The 22,008-nt window shown below is 48.3% G+C and carries 15 protein-coding genes and 1 tRNA gene; 13 read left to right on the forward strand and 3 right to left on the reverse strand.

The window, feature by feature from the left end; genetic code table 11:
• Positions 1-141 precede the first annotated feature (141 nt).
• The 12 genes from ACO6UY_RS17340 (at position 142) to nadA (ending at position 15,111) form a co-directional block, all read left to right on the forward strand.
• A complete protein-coding gene (locus ACO6UY_RS17340; RefSeq protein ID WP_422490748.1) occupies positions 142-3,570 on the forward strand; it encodes a hypothetical protein in 3,429 nt (1,142 codons plus the stop codon).
• 80 nt (positions 3,571-3,650) lie between these two features.
• On the forward strand, positions 3,651-7,025 hold the full coding sequence (locus ACO6UY_RS17345) for an ATP-binding protein (RefSeq protein ID WP_422490750.1): 3,375 nt from the start codon (positions 3,651-3,653) through the stop codon (positions 7,023-7,025).
• Between the two features lie 214 nt (positions 7,026-7,239).
• The gene (tolQ, locus tag ACO6UY_RS17350; RefSeq protein WP_422451051.1) at positions 7,240-7,908 is read left to right on the forward strand and encodes a protein TolQ; all 669 of its coding nucleotides are present in this window, start codon (positions 7,240-7,242) and stop codon (positions 7,906-7,908) included.
• Between the two features lie 15 nt (positions 7,909-7,923).
• The gene (gene tolR / locus ACO6UY_RS17355; RefSeq protein ID WP_269674966.1) at positions 7,924-8,385 is read left to right on the forward strand and encodes a protein TolR; all 462 of its coding nucleotides are present in this window, start codon (positions 7,924-7,926) and stop codon (positions 8,383-8,385) included.
• Positions 8,386-9,234 (forward strand): TonB family protein, encoded by an 849-nt coding sequence (locus ACO6UY_RS17360; RefSeq protein WP_422490751.1) that lies wholly within the window; start codon positions 8,386-8,388, stop codon positions 9,232-9,234.
• Positions 9,231-10,565: a Tol-Pal system beta propeller repeat protein TolB gene (gene tolB, locus ACO6UY_RS17365; RefSeq protein ID WP_422490753.1), complete on the forward strand. Its 1,335-nt coding sequence runs from the start codon at positions 9,231-9,233 to the stop codon at positions 10,563-10,565. The genes ACO6UY_RS17360 and tolB overlap by 4 nt, the downstream gene beginning before the upstream one ends.
• Before the next feature lie 233 nt (positions 10,566-10,798).
• Positions 10,799-11,359 carry an OmpA family protein gene (locus tag ACO6UY_RS17370; RefSeq protein WP_269674962.1) on the forward strand — a complete coding sequence of 187 codons (561 nt, stop codon included), beginning with the start codon at positions 10,799-10,801 and terminating at the stop codon, positions 11,357-11,359.
• Between the two features lie 106 nt (positions 11,360-11,465).
• Positions 11,466-12,314 (forward strand): tol-pal system protein YbgF, encoded by an 849-nt coding sequence (ybgF, locus tag ACO6UY_RS17375; protein ID WP_422490755.1) that lies wholly within the window; start codon positions 11,466-11,468, stop codon positions 12,312-12,314.
• Positions 12,315-12,336: 22 nt separating this feature from the next.
• Positions 12,337-12,975, forward strand: coding sequence for a 7-carboxy-7-deazaguanine synthase QueE (gene queE, locus ACO6UY_RS17380; RefSeq protein WP_422490757.1), 639 nt, complete (start codon positions 12,337-12,339; stop codon positions 12,973-12,975).
• A gap of 22 nt (positions 12,976-12,997) precedes the next feature.
• Positions 12,998-13,693 (forward strand): 7-cyano-7-deazaguanine synthase QueC, encoded by a 696-nt coding sequence (queC, locus tag ACO6UY_RS17385; RefSeq protein ID WP_422490759.1) that lies wholly within the window; start codon positions 12,998-13,000, stop codon positions 13,691-13,693.
• Between the two features lie 48 nt (positions 13,694-13,741).
• Positions 13,742-13,817, forward strand: a tRNA-Lys gene (locus ACO6UY_RS17390).
• 256 nt (positions 13,818-14,073) lie between these two features.
• Entirely contained in the window at positions 14,074-15,111 is a 1,038-nt protein-coding gene (gene nadA, locus ACO6UY_RS17395) for a quinolinate synthase NadA (protein ID WP_422451061.1), read from the forward strand.
• A 63-nt stretch (positions 15,112-15,174) separates the two neighbouring features.
• Here the strand turns inward: nadA and ACO6UY_RS17400 are convergent, their stop codons facing one another.
• Both ACO6UY_RS17400 and ACO6UY_RS17405 read right to left on the reverse strand, forming a co-directional pair.
• The gene (locus ACO6UY_RS17400) at positions 15,175-16,167 is read right to left on the reverse strand and encodes an ankyrin repeat domain-containing protein (protein ID WP_422451062.1); all 993 of its coding nucleotides are present in this window, start codon (positions 16,165-16,167) and stop codon (positions 15,175-15,177) included.
• A 595-nt stretch (positions 16,168-16,762) separates the two neighbouring features.
• Positions 16,763-18,442, reverse strand: coding sequence for a hypothetical protein (locus tag ACO6UY_RS17405; RefSeq protein ID WP_422451064.1), 1,680 nt, complete (start codon positions 18,440-18,442; stop codon positions 16,763-16,765).
• Between the two features lie 326 nt (positions 18,443-18,768).
• On the opposite strand from ACO6UY_RS17405, the gene ACO6UY_RS17410 reads away from it, so the two are divergent.
• The gene (locus ACO6UY_RS17410; protein WP_422451066.1) at positions 18,769-20,244 is read left to right on the forward strand and encodes an F-box/WD repeat-containing protein; all 1,476 of its coding nucleotides are present in this window, start codon (positions 18,769-18,771) and stop codon (positions 20,242-20,244) included.
• A 125-nt stretch (positions 20,245-20,369) separates the two neighbouring features.
• Here ACO6UY_RS17410 and ACO6UY_RS17415 read toward each other — a convergent pair whose 3' ends face one another.
• The gene (locus tag ACO6UY_RS17415; protein ID WP_422451067.1) at positions 20,370-21,836 is read right to left on the reverse strand and encodes a M48 family metalloprotease; all 1,467 of its coding nucleotides are present in this window, start codon (positions 21,834-21,836) and stop codon (positions 20,370-20,372) included.
• Positions 21,837-22,008: the final 172 nt, after the last annotated feature.

A 22,008-nucleotide genomic window follows, 5' to 3' on the forward strand; every position in this document is an offset into this window, starting at 1 on the left:
AAGAGACCGAAATCAGATTACAGTACTCTCAGCCAACTTGAAGACCTGGCCGTGTTGATGGGGTTTGCGAAAAGTTTAGGGTTCACCAGTCATTCAGTTCAGGATGGCAACGCATCAGTTTGCAGTGACCTTCATCCGGTCATGGAGAAATTTGTTGCGTTGTTCGACAGCAACAATCTCGCGCTGAATTCCTATTATGAGGTGAGCTTTTATGCAAGGGATGATGTAGATAAACTGTATTTACACCTGAAACATTCACATGCAGTGACGCTGTTAACCCCTGATATTATTCCCGACCAGGAAGATCCCTTTGGTCGTCATAACTTTGATCGGGTTATATGTCCTGACCCAATGTATAGTCCTGATGGTATCTATATTGAACTGGATGGTGCTGAGGATGACAGGGCGTTTTCAGGATTGATTAATCGAGTAAGACTGCTGGATCCATTTGAGGAAAAATCCAGCATGAGTTTCCTGATTCGCTTTCGGAAAAATATTCCTGAGGATCAAATTATTTCTGATATTGCCAACTATCGGCTGGTCACAGGAAGTGAGGACAGGAATCAACTGTATTTCTCCTGCAGTGTCCCTGTAACAACTCTGAAAAAAGGAGAATTATTTATTGAGTTGCAAGCTCCGTTTATTAACTGTCCTGAACCCGATCTTGATGAAATATTTGATGTCGAAAAGGAGTGCAAATCAACCAGGGATAAGCTGAAAAGAAATACGGATGGCAGTATAAACAATAATACAAACCGGGATCTTCTGCGCCAGAAGTCGATACCCATTGTCAGAAATACCCGGCAGACTACGCCTGAGAAAAATGGCTTTGCCGGTGAATATCTTGGTTCAGGAATTGCACAACGCGTCTTTACCCATGCCGAGTTTAACAAATTGGCAGCAAAGGAAATTATGCACAGCATGAATCACGCTACTTCTGCAGCAACCATCAAGACACTGTATAGTACACAGAGAATGTGCTCGTGTGTGATGACAGACCCCCTGCTGGGAAAAAATGGAGAAATCAAGTTTGCACTGAGTCCTATAGAATACATAGCGGTGCCGTATCGGGATGGTGCGATTGGTGCTGATCAGGTGTATGAATTTGATTTTCCAGAAAAGAATGCTGCCTGTGGTGTCGCTGCTTCTAATCATCCGGTGACGGTCAGGAGGATAAGAAACAGTACATCAGAGTCGGATGTTTTTAATAACCTTGATTACCTGCCCGTCCTGCCCAGAGAAGAGTGCGATGAACCTTTCTTGTCCGATCACCATTACAGGATGGAAGCAATGGAGGTTAATGGCGATTCAATGAAACCGGAGTTTTATGAACAGGACCAGGTGACAGTGTTAGGATTGCAGAGGAAATACGATCAGGAAGAGATGGTTGAATGCATATTGAAAGATCCTAATGAAAAACCTGAGGTTAAATTTGAAATCATTAAAGGTATTCTGGATTTGATAGACCGGTGTGACCGTTTTAACAAGATGATCGAGGAGAAAGGTAATGGCTGGGTAATCAAATGTGTTATTGATGGTAATTTTGCAAATTTTTCCTATGACCGGAAGAAACATCAGCTTATTTATCTTGATGTTGCCCCGGCAACGGTTACCATCGATGGACAGATTTTGCCGGGGAATCAATTTATGATGGAATGGATTAAGGAGCGCCATGACTTTATTTCCAAAATGTCTGAAGATCCACAGATGTCAAAATTGTTTGTGCTGGTGATGCTGACCAATGACCTTCGTCAACTTGAAAAAATACAATCCAGACTGGTAAGAGAGTCGGTCAGTCATGATTCACATAAAGAGGAAACCTCTTCCCTGCGGGATGTGGTCAGCAAAGTATCCTCTTTGCTGGCGGAAGATGATCGATTTTTATCCTGGTGTGCCTGCCATTTTTTCTCAGACTCTGAAATGACTATGGAAAGCCTCAGTTACCATGAAGACACGTCTTCGGGGGGGCAGTTTTCTCAAGTTGTATCGAGTTTATTTGAACGGTATATACAAAAACCCCTGGTTGATTTTGATCAATATGTAGATAAGACTGATCCGGCTGAATCGGAAAAGATAAAATCATTACCCTTATCAAGAAGAATGGAGTTGCTTCGACAGTTGTCTGATGTGGCTTTTGGGTACATGAAACATATAAAAAAGAGTCTGGCTGAGAAAACATCGAAGAAGTTGAATGGTATTGATGACCACAAAGAGGATATTTTATCCAAAATTGAATACGAAACAATGATGAATAAGGCTATAAAAGGCGATGTTATTCATTTCTTTCCAACTACTTGTCCTCAAGAGGATATGTTTAATGAATCTGCATTTTCCTGGCTAAAAACATGGGAAGATGTTCATGGCTGTAAACCAATAGAAGGCGATAGCGTTGACAGTGTTTTGGGATTAAGTCGTCAGTTATTGCTCGATGCCGAGTTTGACGAAGCCAGTGATTCTCTATTGATCACCATACCTTGCTTTCAACGATTGGTCAGAAGGATTTATGGTAAAAAAGTGGATGTACTCCTGGTTGAGCCTTTTCATGGGCGCGATAAGAAGTTTCGAACGGCTTTATATCAGTGGCGGTCTATGTGTCAGGATAGATCTCTTCGCCTGGAAGAATGCACAGGAGTTGAGGCATTTCATGATACTCTGGAGAATTTGACATTGGATACAATGATACTTGTTAATCGTCAACCGGAGAATTCCTATCTGATTGGCAATGTCAGTGAACACCCATGGTCCAGTATCTTCGTCAAGGACAAAGGAGAGCAGGCCAGTAAGCTCAATTGCTCATTACCGGTTACCTATATGCCATGCCAGGATGGTTATGAAAAATTATTTTTTGAAAAAGTGCTTCGGGGTTTGAAAGAATTATACGAAATCAGAAAAGAAATAAGTCTGGGAAATGACAATAGTGAGAACATCTCTGATGAAGATTTCCTTAAGAAGCTCGTCGTATGGCTCCCGGGCAGCTGTGCAGAAACCAGGAAGGTAGAGCGGGATGTTGAGCGTGTCTTTATCAAAATGAAATTGTCGTCCAGTATCATGACTCGATTAAAGCCATGGCTTCGTGGTTATGTTGATATGATACAAGATGAATTTGGTCGGGAGCACTCTCCAAGAGTGTACCTGATGATGCCACTACCTTCAGAAGATACCAGAGAGTATGCTCGTTGGATGCTACGTCTCACGAAGGATAGAAATGGCAATGACATATCATTCATGAACTTTACCAGTGAGCTTAACATGAATATGCTTCAGGAAAAGATTAAGGCAAGTATTAATGAAACGTCATCCTCCAATCCGGATTTTATGTTTATCGAGGGTGGGTATGGGTACAGGTCGGGTTATTTTCTGCTGCATGATACGCCAGTCGTCAGAGTATGCAGCGGTTATGATGAGGGCTTTTTCAAAGAAATAGACCGCATTGGTTCTGTGAAATATCTAGCCTTGAAATCAGTATCTGTCAGTATACCATATACTTCTCTTATCAACGGGGATCCCGTCAGCAGGAGTTCTATGGAGTGCCTGAATGAACCCCATGGGAGATTCTTTAGTGATCGATAATGCGGGGCATGTTGGATGATGGTTGTCTGATAAACACGGCTGCAGTACCTATGAAATATTTCCGGATGTAATATGGTGTTATGGCTACATCTATCCGTCAGAAGATTACGCTGTTTAATCTGCTACCAGCGATAGTGTTCTACAGTATCATTACGTTTGTTTTTCTATACTTTACCTTTCGGACGGCCTCTGAAGAAATCGGCAGAAGGCATCTCAACGAGACGTTGCGATATGCAGCATCCGTAGATACAAGAATGAGTAAAGTGATCCTGGCTGGCAAGGCTTTATCCCTGTCTGCCAGTGAGATTTCTTATCATGACCTCTCTGCAAAAGTTATTTCAATATTCAGAGATATGCCCTATGTGAAATCGTTATCCATTGTCGATTTTGAAAAGAAAGGCGGAGTGTTGATAAAAAGTAAAGAGTCTGTTTATTTTGATTGGATGGTGAAGAAATTTGTTTCTGGAGACCAGGACTCAGATTACTCCATTCCTGATCAAATCTATTTATCAATCAACAATAACTTAGAGTATGACTGGTATGTTAATACTGAATTAACCGGCCCGGTGTTTTATACCAGCTTTCTGGTCAGGGTTTCGGATGATAACCATCGGAGCCGCTTTCTAAGGCTCGATCTGGATGCCGCCAAACTGGTCAATATGCCGATAAACCTGGATTTTCGGGTTCGCCTGATTATTGCCGACCCTTTCGGGCACATTGTGTACGCCAATGGCATATCGTTACTGAAGTACAGAACCATTGAAAAATTCTCACGGCTTGGGCCTTGTGAGGGCAGTGGCGAACTTTATTTTCCCTCAGAGAGTGGAGGTTCGTTCAGGCATTTGCTATATAGCCCGATTAAACCTTCCAGGCCTGATGAACCGTGCGGCTTTATGAAAGATGTTTTGCACAATGTTGTTAAGGAGGGCAGGTTGGTCAGTGTCCGTATTCTAACCAGGGGCAGCTACAAGTGGTCTGCCGCTGTGCCTGTTAAATCCACCGGTTGGTTTTTCAGCTATAGCATCATGGAAACTGACATCATGAAGCCGGTGTATAAACAGGCCTTTTTAAGCGCAAGCCTGATTGGCCTGGCCATGGTGTTAGCCATTATATGCTTATGGGGTGTGTCTGGCAGGATTACGCGTCCCCTGAATGAATTAAAGCGTGAAATGAATACCTTTGGTTTTCTGCCCAGTGATTCAAGTGATAATTTCCAGGATTCAAAGGATGAAGCGGTTAGCCTGAACCGGAGCTTTATCCGGTTAAAGGAACGACTGTTAAACCGGGAAGAGGCTTTGCAAAAAGCCCGGGCGCAAAATATGGCCAGCCTTGTTCAGCAGTTAAGAGGACGTTATTTCTATTTTCATCTGGTCACTTCCGGGGATATTACCTATGTCAGTCCATCAATTACTTCAGTACTGGGTTTCGACGAAGACGAGTTTTCTGGAAAAATTCAGGGCTTCTTAACGGATTCGGTGGTTAACGATACCTTCAGAAGCGTCCTGAAGCAGTTGCCAAAAGGGGTTTGGCAGGAAACATTTGAACTGGAGTTTTTTCATAAAGACGGTTCCATACGCTGTATTGAAGTGGGTTGTGCGGGACACGCCAATAAAAGCTCTCTAACCCAGAAAAACACCGGTCAACAGCTGGATAGCATTGAGTGTATGGGAAATGATATTACCCATCTTGTTCGCGATACGGAAAAATTCAAGGCATTGATAGCCGGTTCGCCGGATGCCATTGTTATCACTGATACGGCGGGTGTCATCAACCTGGTCAACCCCAGGGTCGAAGATCTCTTTCGTTATCATGAGTGTGATTTACTGGGCCTGCCATTAGCGCTGTTAATTGACCCTGAGTACCGATCAGATCTGATGCTGCTGAAGGAACTCGACTCCGATGACATCGATAGCCATTGCCTGGAGGCAAGGCTCTCCCGTGGGGTTGATAAGTATGGCCATGGATTTCCAGTGGAAATATCCAGCAACGTGCTGACCACAGCCGATGGTTTGCTGATCTCCATTGTCTTTCGTGACATTACCCAGAGAAAGCGAATCGAAGGCGAGCTACTGAAGGCGAAAGAAACGGCCGAAAAGGCCAGCCAGGCAAAATCCTTATTCCTGTCACATATCAGCCATGAACTGAGGACCCCGCTTAATGGCGTCCTTGGCTATGCCCAGCTGCTGTTGGCTGACAGAGATGTTCCCGATAAATACCGGGAAAGTCTGTCATCCCTTGAGGCCTGTGGTTTGCATCTTTTAACCATGATTAATGACATTCTCGATATCACCAAGATTGAAAGCGGCATTGTGAGAACCCGGGTGGTGCCTTTTAATATCCAGGTGACGCTGGATATGGTGTTTGCCAATTTTCGTGAAACTGCGAAAGTCAAAGGCCTGAGCTTGCTGCTGGATATTCTGCCCAATGTGGAGCTGGAGATCGTTGCTGATAATGTCAAACTGCGCCAGGTGTTGATCAATTTGGTTGGCAATGCCGTCAAGTTTACTGACTCTGGCAGTGTCTATCTAAAGGTGTTTGTCAAAGGTGAAAAGCTTCAGTTTGAAGTGCTTGATAGTGGCGTGGGTATTGTTTCATCGGATTTGGCGCAGCTGTTTCAGCCATTCACTCAGCTAAAGAAAGGGCAAGAATGTGGCGGTGCCGGTTTGGGGTTGTCTATCAGTTATCGTCTGGTGGAAGCCATGGGGGGAGAGCTTCAGGCTGAGAGTGAACCTGGCAAAGGGAGTCGTTTTTATTTCAGTATTCCCTATCAGGTTAGCCATGGGGAAAGCAGAAAAGTGTTAGCCGACTTACCCCCGGGAAACGGCGGAGTTGATTTACATCCAGAGCACTTTAATCAACATCAAATTCTGGTGGTTGACGATAGCATTAATAATAGAGATATGTTGGTAAAGGCCCTTAAGTCCAAATCTTTTCATGTTGAGGCAGCAGAGGGAGGGTTGGAAGCGGTGGAGAAATGCAGAACCACTCGCTATGACCTTATTTTGATGGATCTCAGAATGCCCGGCCTGGATGGCTTTGATGCTGCCAGGGCGATTCACCGTATCGGCCGACACCCATCCATTAAAATTATGGCCGTATCTGCCAGTGTGTCAGAACAGGCGAGAGTACAAATTGCAGATTCCGGTTTTTGTGGTTTTATTGCCAAACCCGTGCGCTTTGATGAACTGTTTAATTGTATTTATGACCATTTGGAAAATGATAACGGCTTGTCTCCTGATTTGCCGCTCTCCGGCGTTTGTCAGCAGGAAATGGTCACTGTTTTGCAACGCCTGCTTGAGATCGGTGACCTGAAAACACTGGAAGAAAAAGCCGAAGGGTGGTCTGTGCAGCCGGGTTATGGCACCGTCCCTGAAAAAGTTATTGAGCTGTGCAAGCTACTGGACGTTATGGGGCTGGAGACACTCTATAACGCTTTAGTGGAGCATTCTGGCTAGGAGCCTGTCTGACTTAAGACTGTCCTACTGTAGGGTGTGTGTAAATCTGATTTGATCTCCCTCACTGACGTGCTATCAAACAGTTATTCACGGGATACAATTACCTTGGACCTTTATCGGGTGGTTCTGATCCCCATTGTGGTTTTTGGTGTTATGATCAGTCCTTTTTCGACTTCATAATTGATGGGTAGAGAGGTTGTCGGTGGCAGAAAGCATGTCTCTATGGGCTCTGGTGGGTAACGCCAGTTGGATTGTGCTACTGGTGTTATTGTTACTGGTAGCTGCATCGGTTGTTTCATGGATGATAATTTTCCAGCGGGGAATCCTGCTGAGAAATGCGCAGCAGGCCATGATTGCGTTTGAGGATCGTTTCTGGTCGGGAATGGATCTGATTCTGCTGTACAAGGAAGTGCAACAAAATGAACAGTCCGGCTCAGGGGTGGAACACATCTTTAAAGCCGGCTTCGCCGAATTTACCCGCCTGCGAAACCAGGGGACTGTTGATCCTGATGCGGTTATGGAAGGTGCTCAGCGGGCCATGAGGGTGGCCATTTCCAGGGAGCAGGAGCGCCTCGAAGGAAACCTTCCCTTTCTTGCCAGCGTTGGTTCTACCTGCCCTTATCTTGGTCTTTTTGGCACAGTTGTCGGTATTATGAACTCTTTCCGGGGGCTGGCGGTGGTTCAGCAGCCAACCCTGGCTTCGGTTGCACCGGGCATTGCCGAGGCTTTGCTGACCACTGCTGTTGGCCTGGTTGCCGCTATTCCGGCGGTTGTCGCCTATAACCGCTATGCTTCAAGGGTTGAAGCCCTGGTGTCCAATTACGAGATATTTGCGGATGAGTTTTCCAGTATCCTTCACCGTAAAGTTTACAGCCGGACATAAAGGGATCTTACCGCAATGTCACCGATGATAAGTGGGGCAAAGATAAGAAGTCGTCGTAAACCCATGTCTGAAATAAACATGGTGCCGTTTATCGATATCATGATGGTGCTACTGGTCGCTTTTATGATCACTGCGCCCATGATGACCCAGGGCGTGAAAGTTGAGCTGCCCAAAACCAGTAGCGATAATATTGCTCTGCCAGAAGATAAAGAAGTCCTGGTCATCTCTATCAAGGCGGATGGCAGTTATTATATGGACGTCGGATCTGACCATGACAAAGCCGTGAATCTTTCGTCCCTGACAGAGAAAGTCAGTAAGGTCGTGAGTGCCAGACCCGGTACTCAAGTGTTGATTCAAGGAGACACCAGCGTTGCCTATGGATCAGTAGTTCAATTAATGGCTGGCCTGCAAAACTCAGGTATCAGTCATGTTGGGCTGGTCACTGATCCGGTGGCGGTTGGCATGGAAGAGCGGTAGATGAAGAGATGGTTTAATATTGCTTTTCCAGCCTTTATATCAAGGGTGACCGAAGGTTATGGGTTTTCTGTAGCCCTCTCTCTGATTCTTCATCTCATGATGTTTGGTGTGCTTTTAGTCAACTGGAGTGCCGACGCCCATCCAAAAATAGCACCGCCGGTGCCCATCAGCGCCGCATTGGTATCGTTGCCTGAACCGGCGGCAAAGCCGCAAACTGTCAGGAAGCCTGCGCAGAGTCAGGTGGAACAAAAGCGCAAAGAAGAGGCAAAAAGGCGGGCAGAAGCCAAAAAAACAGCAGAGGCAAAGCGCAAAAAAGCGGAACAGCATCGAAAGGAGCAGGAGCGGCAGAAAGCCCTGGCCTTGAAGCGGGAAGAGGAAAGAAAAAAAGATGAGCTTCGCAAAAAGGAAGAAGCTGCCCGGGAACGTCAGGAGCTGGAGAGGCGTCAGCGGGAAAAGGAGCAAAAGCGCAAAGAGCAGCAAGCGCTTGAGCAAGCCATGGCAATGGAGCAACAGGCTTTGGCAGCTGCTCAGCAGCTTGAGCATGACCAGCTGCTGCAGGCACAATATGCCGCGCTGATTAAAAACCTGACCTCCCGGTATTGGAGCAGGCCGCCCAGTGCACGCAATAACATGGTGGCAGAAATTCGAATCAGTCTTTCTCCCTTTGGGGATGTGCTGGATATTACTATGCTGAAGTCCAGTGGTAATGATGAGTTTGATCGCTCCGTTATTCAGGCTATACGCCGAGCGTCGCCCTTTTCGGAGTTGAAGGATCTTGAGCGGCGAATTTTTGAACAACACTTCCGACGAATTACCTTCCGATTCAGGCCCGAGGATCTGGTTAAATGAGGCACTTATTCAAAACCTGTTTATTATTTTACTGTCTGCTCTGGGGGATGAGTGCTCAGGCAGAGCTTGTCATTGAGGTCACCCAGGGAAATGACCAGGCTGTGTCCATGGCAGTTTCCCCCTTCAGCTGGACAGGGGGGAAAGTGTTGCCGGAAGACCCGGCGGCAATCATTGATAACGATTTGAAACTCAGCGGTCTGTTCAAGGCGCTGCCAAGAACCAGTATGCTCAGCTTCCCGGCCAGTGAACCGGAAGTTTATTATCGTGACTGGAGGTTGCTTGGGGTCTCTTACCTGGTAACAGGGCAGGTGACACACAGGGGCACAGGTTACACCGTGAACTATCAGCTTTATGATGTTGTCAGGGGAAAGCGCATTGCCAAGGGGGGATTTACCGGAAACAGTGCCCAGCTTCGTGAGATGGCCCATCGCATCAGCGATGTTGTCTATGAAAAGATCACGGGCCTGAAGGGCGATTTTTCCACCCGGATTCTCTACGTAACCGCCCAGAGGCACGACGCTGAAAGAACCGATTATCAGCTGAATTATGCCGATGCGGATGGTAAACGTAACAGGAAGGTGTTCAGCTCCAGCGAGCCTATTTTATCGCCCAGCTGGTCACCAGATGGAACCAGGGTTACCTATGTCTCCTTCGAGCAGGGTCGCCCTGCCATTTACATGCAGGAACTGGCAACGGGCATTCGCAAGAAACTGACCGGTTTTAAAGGGCTGAATAACTCGCCGGTATGGGCACCGAACGGTAAATCCATTGCCATGGTGCTTTCCAAGGATGGTAATCCGGACATTTATATTCTTGATCTGGCAACGAACAAAATCAGTAATGTCTCGACTCATTACGCCATAGACACTGAACCGGACTGGATGCCAGATGGCAACAGTCTCGTGTTTACCTCAAACCGGGGTGGGAGTCCTCAGGTCTATCAGCAGGAGGTCAGCCGTAAAAGTGATGGTGAATTTATCACAACAGGCAAGCCCCGTCGTCTAACCTTTGAAGGGCGGTTCAATGCCCGGGCCAAGGTCTTTCCGGATGGTAAGTCCCTGGCTCTGGTGCATAAAGGGGAGGGAGCTGCAGACTTTAACATCGCGGTGCTCGACCTGGATACCGATAGACTGCGGCTGCTGACGTCATCCAGCCTGGAAGATTCTCCCAGTATTGCCCCGGGTGGGCGCAGACTGATCTATTCTGTACAGGGTGGCAAGAATGGCGAGCTGGGAATAGTTTCTGCTGATGGGCGGGTGAAACAGCGATTGCCTTCTGCCAAGGGTGATGTCCGGGAGCCTGCATGGGGCCCGGCTATTGAACTCAGGTAACGTACAGGCAGGGTGACCGCTCTGAAGTTCTGTGAAGCAGATCGCAGGCAGTCACTTTTGCCCTGCCGATTTTCCGACTTGCTGCTATGCTCGTTTAAACTGCTTTTTTCCGGTAGCCCTTTCTCTGAGGAAACCCCACAATCCCTTGCTATTCGGGCTAGTCGGGTGACTTCAGTTCTGATAGTGTACTGCACAAATCTTTGAAATCCCGTAGAGAATGATTGGAGTTAAAAATGCAAATCGCCAATGTTGTTAAAGCGGCTTCTATGGCTGTAGCCGCTCTCTGGCTGGCAGGGTGTGCTTCCAGGAAAGAGCCAACCACAGCAGAAATCCAGCCGCCGGTTGTTACTGTTGAAGAAGAGGTGCTGGTTGAAGTTCAGCCAGTTCTGGATCCTGCTGTTCAGGCAGTGGTTGACAGTGGCCGAATTGATGAGTCTCCGGAAGAGATTCAGGCGCTTCTGGAGAAGAACACCTATTTCTTCCCATTTGACAGTGCCAGGCTGGATAATGACGCATACAAGGCTCTGGATGTGCATGCTGCCTACCTGACTTCTGATATGGGTTACATGAAAAATATTGTCATTCAGGGTCATACTGATGAGCGTGGTACCCGTACATACAACCTGGCCCTGGGTGAGCGTCGTGGCAAAGCGGTGATGGATTACCTGGCCGCTAAAGGTGTAGCAGCTAACCGTATTGAAGTGATCAGCTTCGGTTTTGAGAAGCCTCTGGATCCTGAGCACAGTGAAAGTGCGTGGGCTTTGAACCGTCGTGCGGTAATTGTTACTGAGTAAGCAATAATACCAGTCATATTCTTGATGCTCTCCCGGTAAGCTTGCTGGAAATCAGCCCGGTGAGAAAGGAGAATACGACTGGTATCATTTTTCGTCCGGGGGATAAATGCGTAGAGGAAACACTAACCCAAAGCTGATGGCGGTGCTGGCTCTTCCAGTGTTGCTTGCTGGTGCTCTGAATGGCGTGGCAATTGCCGCAGCCCCGGTTGAAGAACCGAGACCTCTGGGGCTTTCAGCTGAATCTCAAACGGTTGTCAGTCAAATCTCAGACGGTCCTGTTACGATTTCATCCTCTTCGGACAGTGATGCTGATTACAATGGTACAGCTCATCTGCTGAATACGATTGATCAGCTTCGACAGGAAATGATGGAAATGCGCGGGCAGCTGGAAGAGCAGGCCTTTCGCATTGAGCAACTGCAGCAGGAAGGTCGGGACAGGTATCTTGACCTTGATGATCGAATCTCTCGATTGAAAGATCAGTCCGTGCCTCCCGCTCCAGTTGCCAACGTAAAGCCACCAATGGTGAGTGCACCAGTGGCAGGGGCGGCAGAAAAAAACAATCAACCGGTGTTGAAAGCCGAGGAAGCAACTTACCAGTCAGCATTTGACCTGATTCGCTCCAAACAGTTTGATAAAGCAAAAAACGCACTCCAGGAGCAGCTGAAAACCTACCCTGAAGGCCGTTATGCAGACAATGCCCATTATTGGCTGGGTGAAGTTGATATGGCTCAAGGGCATTACGATGCCGCCAAAGTCTCCTTTCAGATCATTTTGAATGAGTTTCCAAAAAGTCCAAAAGTTCCGGATGCCAGCTATAAGCTTGGGCGAGTGCACGACTTGCTCGGCAATCAGAAAGAGGCAAAGAGACTTCTTGAGCTGGTTATTCAGCAATATCCTGATAGCTCGGCAGCCAGGCTTTCTGATACTTATTTGAGAACCATGGGCGATTCCTGATACCTGATGGCAGTCATCCTCAATGCTGAGAATTACCGAGATATTTTACTCATTGCAGGGAGAGACCAGAACCACCGGTTTGCCTACGGTATTTGTGCGCTTAACCGGTTGTCCCCTCCGTTGTCGCTGGTGTGATACGGAGTATGCCTTTAAGGGGGGAGAGTTATTATCTGCTGAAGAAATCCTGGACAAAGTATCAGAATATAACCCCGGATACGTCACCGTGACGGGAGGCGAGCCACTGGCCCAGAAAGCATGCCACGGGTTGCTGGCTCTTCTGGCTGACCAGGGTTATGAGGTTTCTCTTGAAACCAGTGGCGCAATCAGTCTCTCTGAGGTTGACGCCAGGGTGGTCAAGGTAATGGATTTGAAGCCTCCAGCCTCAGGCGAGTCCCATCGTAACCTGTATGAAAATATCGGTTTTCTGACCAGACAAGACCAGTTGAAATTTGTGATTGCCGATCGCGGCGATTATGAATGGTCAGTCTCCAAACTGATCCAATACGACCTGGCGACCAGGGTTTCCGATGTTCTTTTTTCTCCGGTCAGCGGCACCATGTCTGCCCGGGTATTGGCGGGTTGGATCCTTGAAGACAGGCTGCCGGTGAGATTTCAATTACAGCTGCACCGGATGATCTGGGGTGATCAGCCGGGTGTCTAGGTTTCATAAAAAGGTATTGCAGATGAATAGAGCAGTAGTCCTATTATCCGGAGGGCTGGATTCGGCCACCGTTCTGGCGATGGCTTTAGAACAGGGATTCGAATGTTACTCGGTCAGTTTTGATTATGGGCAGCGTCACCGTTGTGAACTTGAGGCTTCCCGCAAGTTAGCTGAGGCCCTGGGGGTTAGTGAACACAAGGTGTTAAAACTGGGGTTGACTGATATAGGCGGTTCAGCGCTGACCGATGATGATATTGCAGTCCCGGATTTCGGCGATCCCCTCAAGGAGGCCCAGAGCCAGGTTCCGGTCACTTATGTTCCTGCAAGGAATACAGTTTTTCTCTCTCTTGCTCTTGGTTGGGCAGAAGTGCTGGGGGCTCGTGATATTTTTATTGGTGCCAATATCGTTGATTACTCGAATTATCCTGACTGTCGCCCGGAGTACCTGAAAGCATTTGAAGATATGGCGAATCTTGCCACCCGGGCTGGCGTTGAAGGTGATCTTTTTCGGATCAGGGCACCACTGCTGAATTTAACCAAGTCTGAAATAATTTCTGAAGGCGTCAGGCTGGGGGTGGATTATGGGATGACAGTCTCTTGCTACCAGGCCGATGAATACGGTGCTGCCTGCGGTGTTTGTGATAGTTGCTGTTACCGGCGAAAGGGGTTTATTGAAGCAGGGGTTGATGACCCGACGACTTATCGCATTGCGGTTTAACTCGAATCACTTGTAAAACGAATTCTGGCGCGTATAATTTCGCGGATTGGGTCGTTAGCTCAGTTGGTAGAGCAGTTGGCTTTTAACCAATTGGTCGTAGGTTCGAATCCTACACGACCCACCACTTCCTGCCAAACCCTCTTATTTACCTCTTCACCATAATTATTATTAGTGCTGATGCTGTGTTAGAATACTGCCACATTTTTTTTAGAAAATGGCGGTGCAGAAATAGTGCGGAGCTGGACTTCCTGCCATTGTGGGGAGAGCGGTAACGTAATATTTTCGGCTCATGGCTGATTGATAGAGGAAGTTGCAGACACTTACCTGCCGTGAAACAGTTCATCCTGGAAGGGTAAAGTGCTTTGCCGGATGCAAGCTTTATGAATGCAGTGATAGACAGAGAGCTCGTTCAGGGCCATTTGCAGAAGGCTCCATTACCGGTGGATCCGGTTGCGAAGGATGCCAAAAAAAACAGAATCAAACAGCTCCTGAAAGAGAGGGGAGCGGTTCTGGTTGCCCACTATTATACAGATCCTGTCGTTCAGGAACTGGCTGATGAGACCGGTGGCTTTATTGCCGACTCATTGGAAATGGCACGCTTTGGTGCCCGGCACGATGCCAACACGCTGATCGTGGCTGGTGTTCGTTTCATGGGGGAAACCGCCAAAATTCTCAGCCCGGAAAAGCGGGTGCTGATGCCGACCCTCGAAGCGGAGTGTTCCCTTGACCTGGGCTGCCCTGTGGAAGAATTTTCCGCTTTTTGTGATCAACACCCTGACCGGGAAGTTGTCGTCTATGCCAATACGTCTGCTGCCGTAAAAGCACGGGCAGACTGGGTAGTAACCTCCAGCTGTGCGCTTGATATCATCGAAGATCTTGATGCCCAGGGTAAAGCCATTATCTGGGGGCCGGATAAATACCTTGGCAGCTATATTCAAAAAAATACCGGTGCCGATATGCTGCTCTGGGACAGTAGCTGTATTGTTCATGAAGAGTTTAAGGCGAAAGGTATTGAAGACCTGAAACGTGTTTATCCTGATGCCGCCGTGCTGGTTCATCCGGAGTCCCCTGGCTCAGTGGTTGAGATTGCTGATGTGGTGGGCTCGACGAGTCAGTTATTGAAAGCTTCTCAGGACATGCCCAACAGCGCATTCATTGTGGCTACAGACCGTGGGATTTTCTATAAAATGCAGCAGGCTTCACCTGAGAAACGTTTTATAGAGGCTCCCACCGCAGGCAGTGGTGCCACGTGCCGCAGTTGTGCCCATTGCCCATGGATGGCAATGAATACCCTTGATGCTCTGCTGGAATGTCTGGAAACTCCGGGTGACCTGAATGTCATTGAAGTCAGTGATGAGTTGCGGGATAAGGCACTGAAGCCCTTACAACGCATGTTGGACTTTACGGCGGCCGGTTAACATTAATTATCTTCCCGATTTCCGAGGAGGTCGTCCGAGAATGAATGGCCTCCAGGCATTGTTTTATAAGTTCTTCCTGTGTTTTTCCATGTGATTTATCAAGCTGGCCTGTAACTCAGCTTGTGACTCAGCTTTCGATGTAAGTGGTATCCCTACACATAGTTCCAGTGGCGTACCTCCAAATAGGCAGAAGGGCATTTTCTCAAGCAGATCTTGTCTAGCCGAAGGAGCAGTGGAGGGGTAGGTGCCCTCTTCGTGCCAGAAAAAGCCGGCAATGTTGGCTTTGCCTTCATCCAAATTGCCACCATTGTCGATAAGCTTGAACATTGCCTGCAGGTGGCCCTCTAAGGCTGCAAAATGCATGGGAGTAGCGCTGCCATTCAACCGACCGGTGCTTTGGTTTATCCTGGCATTGCGTTCTATCAGATGGTCGATCATTTCCAGGTTGCCAGACCAGGCAGCCAGGTGGAGCAGTCGAATGCCGCCTGTAATGATTGGCTTATTGACATCTGGAACGGCACTGATCAGCATACTGATAATATCGTTATTGCCTTGCTTAAAGGCCTTATAAAAATAGGAACTGGCGATATTATGATAAAATCTTTTGACATTGGCTCCAGCCGATAATAGTACCCTCATTGTATCGGTATCTTCGATTTCCATGCTTTTCTGTAGCGCTGTCAGGCCATTCGGGTAAAGCAACTCCAGGTAAAGTGAGTCCGGGTAAAGCGATTTCGGGCAAGGCGAGTCCGGGTTAGCTTTACCTTCTTTGCAGAGAATCTCTACTGATTTCGATTGTCTGTTCTTCACTGCCCAGTGTAGCGCTTCTTGTTTTTGTATTCTGGCATCGGGAAAAGTTGCACACAGATAAGTTAAAACTTTCTTATTACCCGATATGGCCGCCCTTGCAAAAGGATTTAAGGCAGGATTTTCGCCTGCACCCGTTGTTGTCAGGCGCATAAACGTCGAAGAAGGCACGGCTTGCGCCAGATGGTTGATGACATTTGCATTATTGTTTGAGCATGCCCACAGGAATAACGACTGAAAATCCTCCACGCTGATTTCCTGTCCATCATCCAGAGGTAATTTGAATGGTAATTGGGGAAAGGGCAAGGATGATTCAGAGGCATTTTCAGATGTAGTTTCATCGTCATCTAAATCGATATCAAGGCAGGGCGTGTAGGCCGCCTCCCTGGCAAAAGGAGAAAACCGGGCAATTCTCTGGAAGAGGGTCTGGGTAAAAGATTCATGGGGTTGGACGGTGGGGAGATTTCCTGTAGGCGTTGTTTCGCGAACCCGCTTACCGTTGAAATTGACTCGAATGGTCTCCGGGTGTGTTCCAGAGGGGGGCGAATCAGGATTGCTATTTGTCCTGCGGTTAGTTGTCCTGCGGATAAATGTTAAGCTGCACTCCAGTGTAAATGTTCTGGTGGCTGATGAATTAGTAAAGGAGAACTTGGGCATTATTAGAGTCCTTCTTAATTTTTGACTTAGTTAATATTCATCTTTTTCTGACCGTTTAGATGGCGGATAGTTCCCAAGGATGACGTGAGCCTGATAATTATTTTGAGGTCAAATGGCGTTATTTATCGTCCAGGTACAGGGCTTTGTTCTGAAAGCAGCAGCATCCGCAATTCTCACCCAAAGTCTGTTACCTGCCTTGTGAAATGTTCTTGAATGTCAATTTTTGCAACTGCGCCAATATTTCGGTGCCTCTCTCGCTGATCTGACGAAAGCAGGGATCTCCACTTTGCAGCTTCTCCCAGGAAAACGGGGTGGCCAGCCGGGTCATACTCAACGGCCAGGACGGATGAGGGGGGGATGAATGCTTAATGATGCTTTGGTGAAGATAATCCCGGGCTCGCAGACGTCGTAATGCTACTTTCTGAATGATGGGTTTAAGTACGAAATGCAAATGACTACTGAAATTGTTTCTCAGCAATATCAGTTCGCCCATCAGGTGACTCCATGTGTACAGCTGGCAGAATGCCCTGTTGGCGTTTACTAAAAAATCAGAAACAACCTGTTCTGTCGGGGATCGGGGGGGAGGCAGCTGTTGCCATAATTTCTTATATGATTCCAGCTCCAGGCAAAGGGCTGATGAAGCATATTGCACTTGAAAAGCCAAAGTGGCTTTGTCCAGCTTCTTTTTAAACTTCCCGACGGTTCTGGAATGCTCAGGCAATTCCAGCAGCCTGTTTCTCCCTGAATCAATGATGACGGAAGAAGCCTCCCGGGCTGAACTGTTAATCATTTCCCTCAGCTTTCTATTGTTCTCCTGATGGATGATTTCAGCTACCTCCCTGTGGGAGGCAAACAGGGAGCCTGCTTTTTGTGTGTCATGGGGATGGAGCACAAACACCCGTAGGTAGGGGCAGGATCGATCCATTTTATCAGGCTCATTTGATCTGCTTTCCTGTACGGGGTCCGCAATAAAGTAAATTTGGGTGGCTCTGACATTGCCCTCAGCATCGATTACCTGCACCAGAGGCTTGTCGCGATAGATGTTTCTTAAACAACGAGAGTCGTGCAGTCCATCCCTCTGCAGCACCCCCGTTTTCAGATAACTTCTGGTAATATTCTCTGCCTTAATAGGGTTTTTCTGTTCTTTTTGAAAAGTCTCGGTTATCCCGGCCGCGACAAAGCGTGAATTCTTCAGACAAAAAGCGCAGGTTAATCGCTCATCAAGCCCTTTGACCCCCGGGGCTGCGGCCTGAGTTTGCAGCAGGGATTTGTCTGCTGCTTTATCACAGGCATAGCTTCCGGAAAAAAACAGGCCTTCATCAACATAGTGGCTGAGCAACTCGGGGGTGTTTACTAACATACGACATAGTCCAGATTCACCCTTGTGCTCGGTAAAAGTCTGGTATCGATCAGCAGTAGTGTTGGGCAGCGAGCAGCGTCCGGCGTTGCAATGATTTTCATACCAAATCGTCGGGTCCATCCAACAGGAATCATCTTTAATGCGCCGCTCTTTCGGATCAGTAATAGCATCTATTTTGCGGGTTACATCAAGCCAGCTTCGCACGACCCAGATATCTCGCTCCTGGAGCGTCTTGATAACCAGGTTCAAACCCTGCACAAAGCCCTTGTGCTCATCAACAAGATAAAGACGCTTGCCAGGGTTCAGTGGGATGACGGTGTAACCCGGACCATTGCAGGTAAGAAGAAAAAAGCCAGCGACATCTGGCTCAAGTTTAGCCTCCAGATAATGTCCCGGGGCGGTGCTACGGGAATTTGGCTTGGTTAGCGGTACTGATTTATGTCTGGGGTCTTTTTCCAGATTGGCACTGGCCGGACAAATATCAAAATCACCATGCTGGTTCATCATTCTGTCGATTTCTGAATCAGATTTTGGGACGCATCGAACGAGCATATTCGACCTTGACCTCCTACTTTATATAAACGTTAGTAGCCATTGTGCAGACTGTTTTTTCATTGGATAGTTCCAAACTCTTTGTCATCTAAATTCCAGAGTCTGAAGAAAATATTGTCCAATTAACGGGAAAAGCTTGTGCAGTTAAATTCGTGCGTCTTCCGGAGGCAAAATTTTGCTTAACTATTTATCGGGGCAAAGATCGGACAGAGTCTTATAACTTGAATTCATTACTTCATACTTGGAAATAAACTCCAGAGTCGTTAACGGTCAGAGGTTCTATGAACAATAAGATTGAGATTGGTGATAATGCTAATTTTTCCCTTCACAGCTGCGGTAGAACAATCCCGTGTCACAATCAGGCAGGAGTAAAAACGTCAGAGAGGGTTTCGGTTGTTCCCCCGGAACAGGTGTCGCCTTTATTGGCATTACCCGATGAACTCCTGATTAAAATTGCTGACAATCTGAGTTTTGTTGATTGGCGAAGCCTGGATTTGACCAGCAGGCGGTTAAATACACTTTTTAACACCGAAGAAAGGCTGAAAATCCTATTCGTTCGATATTATGGATCTCCCTCCGAAGCCTATAGAAAAATAATTGAAAACAGGGGGATACCTGCTCTTCCACACAATGAAATCAAGAACCCTTTTTTACGACTTGCCTGTGGCAGATACGTAAGCAATGAATACCTGGCTTCTCTGGGAAATGATGCCTCGCAAACCTGTGTGAAGACGCTGTCTGGGCATACTGGCGAGGTGATGTCAGTCACGCCACTGGCTGATGGGCGGCTGGCTTCTTGCGCTGCTGACGAAACCGTAAGGGTGTGGGATCTGAGCAAGCCCGATGGGTCGCAATGCGTGATGACGCTGAATGGACATACTGGCATTGTTTACTCAGTCACGGAATTGCCTGATGGGCGGCTGGCTTCCTGCTCTGATGATGAGACCGTAAACGTGTGGGATCTGAGTAAGCCCGACGGGCAGCAATGCGTGGCGACGCTGCGTGGACATTCCTATCACGTGCGCTCAGTCATACCATTGGCCGATGGGCGGCTGGCTTCCTGCGCTACTGACAAAACCGTAAAGGTGTGGGATCTGAGTAAGCCCGACGGGCAGCAATGCGTGGCGACGCTGCGTGGGCATACCGAGGGGGTGAGTTCAGTCACGCAATTGCCCGATGGGCGGCTGGCTTCCTGCGCTGGTGACCATACCGTAAAGGTGTGGGATCTGAGTAAGCCTGACGGGCAACAATGCGTGGCGACGCTGAATGGGCATACCCAATGGGGGACATCTGTCGCGGCATTTGACGATGGGCGGCTGGCTTCCAGCTCTCTTGACAAGACCGTAAAGGTGTGGGATCTGAGTAAGCCCGACGGGCAGCAATGCGTGGCGACGCTGAATGGGCATACCCAATGGGTGAAATCTGTCACGGTATTGGCCGATGGTCGGCTGGCTTCCTGCGCTGGTAGCTATCATGATGTCTATTTGGGTGACGGCACTGGTGACAAGAGCATAAAGGTGTGGGATCTGAGCATGCCCGATGGGCAGCAATGTGTGGCGACGCTGAATGGGCATGAAAGCTGGGTGAACTCAGTCACGCAATTGCCCAATGGGCTGCTCGCTTCCTGCTCTGAAGACAAGACCATAAAGGTGTGGGATCTCAAGGCAGCGGCTATGTGTGTCGACGCTGAAGGGCATACTGACGGGGTGAACTCAGTCACGGCAATAGCCGGGCAGCTGGATTCCTTCTCCCTCTGAAAGAAGAAAAATCGTTGCTTGATAATGAAAAAAATACCAGTGCTATCTGAGCTAAAAGTCACCGTGCAGCGGCCTGCCCTGGAGCCATTTTTCAGGACCAGGCAGGAGCGTCTTCTGGATATTGATTATGAATTTCTCATTTTCTGGCGATAGTTTTGCATATCCGTCAGCTTTTGCTGAAGTTTTGATTTGAGCGAGAAGTTATCCCCTGACATCTTTAATGCATACTGCAGGTGTCTGATAGCATCATCCAGATTGCCATTCAGGAAGAAGTACTCAGCCCTTGACTGATGCAGGCCGACAATGTCTTCTGCCAGCCCCTGAACTTCCGCCAGCTCAAACCAGATGTCCGGATCGTCCGGACGGAGGCGGCTGAGTTTCTGCAGCTCATCCCGGGCACTGGCATAATCCTGTTGTTGCAGCAGAATTTCTGCCCGGGTGGCCAGCAGCGGGTAGCTTTGTGGGTTGGTACTCAATGCCTGGTCGATGCGTTTAAGACCCTGGCTGGCTTTTCCGGAGGCGGCTTGGACCAGGGACTGAGTCATAATCAGATAAGGGTTATCAGGGTATTGTTGCAGCAGAAGATTCATTTGCTGCTCTGCGACCGTAAAGTTTCGGGTTTTCATGCTGGCCAGCACCAAACCATACCGAGTGGGAGCCAGGCTGGCTGCTGATGTGGCGGTTAATCCGGACTCTAATTCCTTGTTCAGCTGTCTGGCCATTTCATGATGGTTGTTGCTGTTCAGGACGGCGGCACGGACTCGCATGAATTGGTAGTTTTGTGAGCCTTTCATAGTTTTTAACTGCTGGTCTGACATCTGGTCAGCCCGTGCCCGGGAGTCTGCGATACGGTTTTCTGTCACCGGGTGTGTCAGCAGGAATTCTGGAGGACGGCTGCCGTAGCGGCTGGCTTTGTTCATTTGTTCAAAGATTTCAGGCATCGCCTGTGGGTCAAAGCCGGCCCTGGCAAGGGTGGTGATGCCGATGTTATCCGCTTCCCGTTCAAACTGGCGACTGAAACGAAGCCGTGCACTTTGCATTCCAGCCACGGTTGAGGTCAGTGCTGCGGCACCGGCATCTCCCCCTGCGGTGGCCATGATCAGTATGGACCCAAGAATGGCGGCGGCATTGGGGATGCTTTTGTTCCGTGCCTCTTCAACATTGCGGGCGTAGTGACGCTGGCTCAAGTGTGCCAGTTCGTGTGCCAGAACGGCGGCAAACTGGGCTTCGGTTTCGGCATTGAGAAACAGGCCGGTGTTGACGCCAACAATGCCGCCCGGGGCGGCAAAAGCATTCAGGACCGGGCTGTCAATCACCAGCGGGACCAGCCGGTGATCTTGCAGTTGGCTGGCAGCGGCCAGTCGGAAGATAAGGTTTTCCAGGTAGTCTTTCAGTTGCGGGTCAGAAACCATGGGGGTCTGATTGCGCAGGGCTTTTAACCATGACCGTCCGAGCTCATGCTCTTCCTGTTGGGAAATAATACCCGACGTGCTATCACCCAGGCTCGGCAGGTTGAGGTTGCTGCTCATGGTGACGCTGGAGTAGGTCGATAGTACCGCGGTCAGTGCTGTGGCTAATATAAGTACTGACAAAAAGCCCGCTCGTTTCATAGAATATCCATACCCGTGTTTTCTACAGTACACTTTATCACGAATCTGTTTATGGTTGAGTAATATAAGTAGCTGGCCATATGGAATCATATATTTCTGGCTACTTGGGCAGGTGCTATGCGAGGCACAACGGAGGGAGCATAGCCGTAGCTAT

The sequence above is a fragment of the Endozoicomonas sp. ALE010 genome (assembly GCF_049310165.1).
Taxonomy (GTDB): Bacteria; Pseudomonadota; Gammaproteobacteria; order Pseudomonadales; family Endozoicomonadaceae; genus Endozoicomonas.

What these genes read in the sequence shown, in the direction of transcription:
- ACO6UY_RS17340 (WP_422490748.1), top strand. Translation starts at nt 142, where the DNA reads ATGGAGAAATTTGTTGCGTTGTTCGACAGCAACAATCTCGCGCTGAAT.
- ACO6UY_RS17345 (WP_422490750.1), top strand. Translation starts at nt 3,651, where the DNA reads ATGGCTACATCTATCCGTCAGAAGATTACGCTGTTTAATCTGCTACCA.
- tolQ (WP_422451051.1), top strand. Translation starts at nt 7,240, where the DNA reads ATGTCTCTATGGGCTCTGGTGGGTAACGCCAGTTGGATTGTGCTACTG.
- tolR (WP_269674966.1), top strand. Translation starts at nt 7,924, where the DNA reads ATGTCACCGATGATAAGTGGGGCAAAGATAAGAAGTCGTCGTAAACCC.
- ACO6UY_RS17360 (WP_422490751.1), top strand. Translation starts at nt 8,386, where the DNA reads ATGAAGAGATGGTTTAATATTGCTTTTCCAGCCTTTATATCAAGGGTG.
- tolB (WP_422490753.1), top strand. Translation starts at nt 9,231, where the DNA reads ATGAGGCACTTATTCAAAACCTGTTTATTATTTTACTGTCTGCTCTGG.
- ACO6UY_RS17370 (WP_269674962.1), top strand. Translation starts at nt 10,799, where the DNA reads ATGCAAATCGCCAATGTTGTTAAAGCGGCTTCTATGGCTGTAGCCGCT.
- ybgF (WP_422490755.1), top strand. Translation starts at nt 11,466, where the DNA reads ATGCGTAGAGGAAACACTAACCCAAAGCTGATGGCGGTGCTGGCTCTT.
- queE (WP_422490757.1), top strand. Translation starts at nt 12,337, where the DNA reads ATGCTGAGAATTACCGAGATATTTTACTCATTGCAGGGAGAGACCAGA.
- queC (WP_422490759.1), top strand. Translation starts at nt 12,998, where the DNA reads ATGAATAGAGCAGTAGTCCTATTATCCGGAGGGCTGGATTCGGCCACC.
- nadA (WP_422451061.1), top strand. Translation starts at nt 14,074, where the DNA reads ATGAATGCAGTGATAGACAGAGAGCTCGTTCAGGGCCATTTGCAGAAG.
- ACO6UY_RS17405 (WP_422451064.1), bottom strand. Translation starts at nt 18,442, where the DNA reads ATGATGAACCAGCATGGTGATTTTGATATTTGTCCGGCCAGTGCCAAT.
- ACO6UY_RS17410 (WP_422451066.1), top strand. Translation starts at nt 18,769, where the DNA reads ATGAACAATAAGATTGAGATTGGTGATAATGCTAATTTTTCCCTTCAC.